The following is a 3,710-nucleotide window of genomic DNA, read 5'->3' as shown; positions in this document are numbered from 1 at the left end:
GCGGAATCCCCTGGGGGGACCGCCCGCCCGTTCCCCCCATCCCGCGCTCCCACCGGCGATTTGGACTCCCGACCAGCCTAGAGCCCGGCACCGGCATCCGCCCCGGCCCCCGGTGGGCGGCCCCCGATTGGACCCCTGCCGCTTACCCCGGGACAGGTGTGCGGCATCCTTGTGACAGATCACACTGTTTGGACCGTCCGGCAAAATGGGCACCAGGGCCCCTTGGTACGTGGGGGCGCAAGAACCCCTGAGCAGGTCGACAAGGAGAGAACTCGTGGACGACGTCCTGCGGCGCAACCCGCTCTTCGCGGCTCTCGACGACGAGCAGGCCGCGGAGCTGCGCGCCTCCATGAGTGAGGTGACCCTCGCGCGTGGTGACTCCCTGTTCCACGAGGGCGACCCGGGTGACCGGCTCTACGTCGTCACCGAGGGCAAGGTCAAGCTTCACCGCACCTCGCCCGACGGCCGCGAGAACATGCTGGCGGTGGTCGGCCCCGGCGAGCTGATCGGCGAACTGTCGCTGTTCGACCCGGGCCCGCGCACGGCGACGGCGACGGCGCTGACGGAGGTCAAGCTGCTGGGTCTCGGCCACGGCGACCTCCAGCCCTGGCTGAACGCGCGCCCCGAGGTCGCCGGAGCGCTCCTGCGCGCGGTCGCGCGGCGCCTGCGCAAGACCAACGACCAGATGTCCGACCTGGTCTTCTCCGACGTCCCCGGCCGTGTCGCGCGGGCGCTGCTCGACCTCTCGCGCCGCTTCGGCGTGCAGTCGGAGGAGGGCATCCACGTCGTCCACGACCTCACGCAGGAGGAGCTGGCCCAGCTGGTCGGCGCGTCCCGCGAGACCGTCAACAAGGCGCTCGCCGACTTCGCGCAGCGCGGCTGGCTGCGCCTCGAAGCCCGCGCGGTGATCCTCCTGGACGTCGAGCGGCTGGCCAAGCGCTCCCGCTGAGGCTCTGAGCGGGCCGTGGAGGGCCTGGCGCGGTGCGGCCGGTCCCCGGGAGCCCGTACGGCTGTTCGCGGCCCGCACAGGCCCCCGTGGCTGAATCCGCCGGGCCGCGGCCGAAATGAGCTGCCGGGACGGGGTTCCTCGCGCCACAGTGGGCGCATGGCTGAAACGGTCCCCCACAGAGGTCTCGACGCGCAGGGACGCATCGCCCGGGAGGGCTCCCTCGCGCGCGTGCAGCACGAGTTCCGTCCCGTCGTCGCGGCGGCCCGGGACGCGGTCCTCGGCCTCTTCGGGGCGCGGCTGCACAGCGCGTACCTGTACGGCTCGATCCCGCGCGGCACCGCGCGCGTGGGCCGCAGCGACCTGGACCTCCTGATCGTCCCGCGCGCGGACCCCTCACCGGCAGACTGGGACGCCGTACGGGACCTCGGGGAGCGGCTCGACGAGGAGTTCCCGGAGATCGACGGGGCCGGTGCTCTCCTGTACGGCCGCGACCGCCTCCTGAGCGACGCCGAGACCTACGACATGGGGTTCTTCGTCGCCTGTCTGTGCACCCCGCTCCTGGGCGACGACCTCGCCGAGTACCTCCCGGGCTACCGGCCCGACTCCCGGCTCGCCCGCGAGACCAACGGCGACCTCGGGACGCTGCTCCCCCACTGGCGCACACGCGCGCAGGAAGCCACCGATCCCGGCGCCCGCGTGCGCCTGGTCCGCCACCAGTCCCGCCACCTCGTCCGCACGGCCTTCACCCTGGTCATGCCCCGCTGGAACGGCTGGACGAGCGACCTGCACGAGATGGCGGAGGCGTTCGCCGAGTACTACCCCGCGCGCGGGGACCAGGTCCGGGCGGCGGCCGTACGCGGGTACGAGCCGACGGACTCTCCGGAGGCGCTCGCGCAGTACACGGACGACCTGGGGCCGTGGCTGGCACAGGAGTACGCGCGCGTGCACGGGGTGAAGTCCCCGCGCCCCTAGATGAGCCCGTGGTCCCGCAGGTACTCCAGCTGTGCGCGGACCGACAGTTCCGCCGCCGGCCACAGGGAGCGGTCGACGTCCGCGTAGACGTGCGCGACGACCTCCTCGGGGGTGCGGTGGCCGTTCTCGACGGCTGTCTCGACCTGGGCGAGGCGGTGGGCGCGGTGGGCCAGGTAGAACTCCACGGCGCCCTGGGCGTCCTCCAGGACGGGGCCGTGGCCGGGGAGGACGGTGTGGACGCCGTCGTCGACCGTGAGGGATCTGAGGCGGCGCAGGGAGTCCAGGTAGTCGCCGAGGCGGCCGTCGGGGTGGGCCACGACGGTCGTGCCGCGGCCGAGGATCGTGTCGCCGGTGAGGACCGCGCCGTCGGCGGGGAGGTGGAAGCAGAGGGAGTCGGCGGTGTGGCCGGGCGTCGGGACGACCCGCAGTTCCAGGCCGCCGGTCGTGATGACGTCGCCGGCCGCGAGGCCCTCGTCGCCGAGGCGCAGGGCGGGGTCCAGCGCGCGGACGCGCGTACGCGTGAGTTCGGCGAACCGGGCGGCGCCCTCCGCGTGGTCGGGGTGGCCGTGGGTGAGGAGGGTGAGGGCGATCCGGCGGCCCGCGCGCTCGGCGGCGCTGATCACCGCGCGCAGGTGGCCGTCGTCCAGCGGGCCGGGGTCGATGACGACGGCGAGGTCGGAGCCGGGTTCGGCGACGATCCACGTGTTGGTGCCGTCCAGCGTCATCGCGGAGGCGTTCGGCGCGAGGACGTTGACCGCGCGCGGGGTGGCCTCCCCGGAGAGGACCGCGCCGCGCGGCTGTCCGGGCAGGGCGCCTGCGTGGGTCATGCGGGGGCTCCAGGGATCGGGATGTGCTTCGTGAACTCCTCGTGGCCCGGCCAGGACAGGACGATCTCGCCGTCGGTGAGGCGGGCGGTCGCGAGGACCGGCGTGAGGTCGCGCACGCGTGCGGCGTCGAGGGCGTCGCAGGCGCGCGCGTGGGGCGCGAGCTGGCGCAGGGTCGCGATGGTCGGCGGCATCATCACCAGCTCGCCCTTGTCGTACGACGCGGCTGCCTCGGCCGGGCGGATCCAGACCGTGCGGTCGGCCTCCGTGGAGGCGTTGCGGGTGCGCTGACCCTTGGGAAGGGCGGCGACGAAGAACCACGTGTCGTAGCGCCGGGGTTCGAACTCGGGGGTGATCCACCGCGTCCAGGCCCCCAGGAGGTCCGAGCGCAGCACGAGGCCCCTGGTGTCCAGGAACTCCGCGAACGACAGCTCACGGGCCACCAGGGCCGCTCTGTCGGCCTCCCAGTCGTCGCCGGTGGTGTCCTCGATCACCGTGTCGGCGGCCGGGCCCGCGAGCAGGACGCCGGCCTCCTCGTACGTCTCGCGCACGGCCGCGCAGACGATCGCCTGCGCCGTCGCCCCGTCCGTGCCGAGCCGCTCGGCCCACCACGCGCGCGGGGGGCCCGCCCAGCGGACCGTGCGGTCGTCGTCCCGGGGGTCGACGCCGCCGCCGGGGTACGCGTACGCGCCCGCGGCGAACGCCATCGACGTACGGCGGCGCAGCATGTGGACGGCGGGGCCGGTGGGGGTGTCCTTGAGGAGCATGACGGTGGCCGCGCGTCTGGGGGCGACCGGGGTGAGCGTGCCGTCCGCGAGCGCGCGGATGCGGTCCGGCCAGTCCGGTGGGAACCACTGCCCATTCGCCATGGGCGGAGGCTATCCGGTGGGGAGCGAATGTTCGAGAGGGGCCAGGGAGGCGGCTCACGGGGGCCGGACATGCGGAAACCCCCCGGCCGGGGGGTT

The 3,710-nt window shown here is 74.2% G+C and carries 4 protein-coding genes; 2 read left to right on the top strand and 2 right to left on the bottom strand.

The features are described from left to right. Positions 1-274 precede the first annotated feature (274 nt). Together AOK24_RS14920 and AOK24_RS14915 are read left to right on the top strand one after the other, a co-directional pair. Positions 275-949 carry a Crp/Fnr family transcriptional regulator gene (locus tag AOK24_RS14920; RefSeq protein WP_010350941.1) on the top strand — a complete coding sequence of 225 codons (675 nt, stop codon included), beginning with the start codon at positions 275-277 and terminating at the stop codon, positions 947-949. A 156-nt stretch (positions 950-1,105) separates the two neighbouring features. Further along, the gene (locus tag AOK24_RS14915; RefSeq protein WP_055720552.1) at positions 1,106-1,921 is read left to right on the top strand and encodes a nucleotidyltransferase domain-containing protein; all 816 of its coding nucleotides are present in this window, start codon (positions 1,106-1,108) and stop codon (positions 1,919-1,921) included. Here the strand turns inward: AOK24_RS14915 and AOK24_RS14910 are convergent. Both AOK24_RS14910 and AOK24_RS14905 read right to left on the bottom strand, forming a co-directional pair. Beyond that, complete coding sequence (locus AOK24_RS14910; protein ID WP_055720551.1) at positions 1,918-2,748, bottom strand: MBL fold metallo-hydrolase; 831 nt, start codon at positions 2,746-2,748, stop codon at positions 1,918-1,920. The genes AOK24_RS14915 and AOK24_RS14910 overlap by 4 nt on opposite strands. Further along, positions 2,745-3,614: an NUDIX hydrolase gene (locus AOK24_RS14905; protein WP_055720550.1), complete on the bottom strand. Its 870-nt coding sequence runs from the start codon at positions 3,612-3,614 to the stop codon at positions 2,745-2,747. Before AOK24_RS14905 ends, AOK24_RS14910 begins: the two co-directional genes overlap by 4 nt. Positions 3,615-3,710 lie beyond the last annotated feature (96 nt).

The sequence above is a fragment of the Streptomyces niveiscabiei genome (assembly GCF_001419795.1).
Classification (GTDB): domain Bacteria; phylum Actinomycetota; class Actinomycetes; order Streptomycetales; family Streptomycetaceae; genus Streptomyces; species Streptomyces niveiscabiei.
The sequence above is the reverse complement of the archived record's forward strand: the minus strand, read 5'-3'. Positions and strand labels throughout refer to the sequence as shown.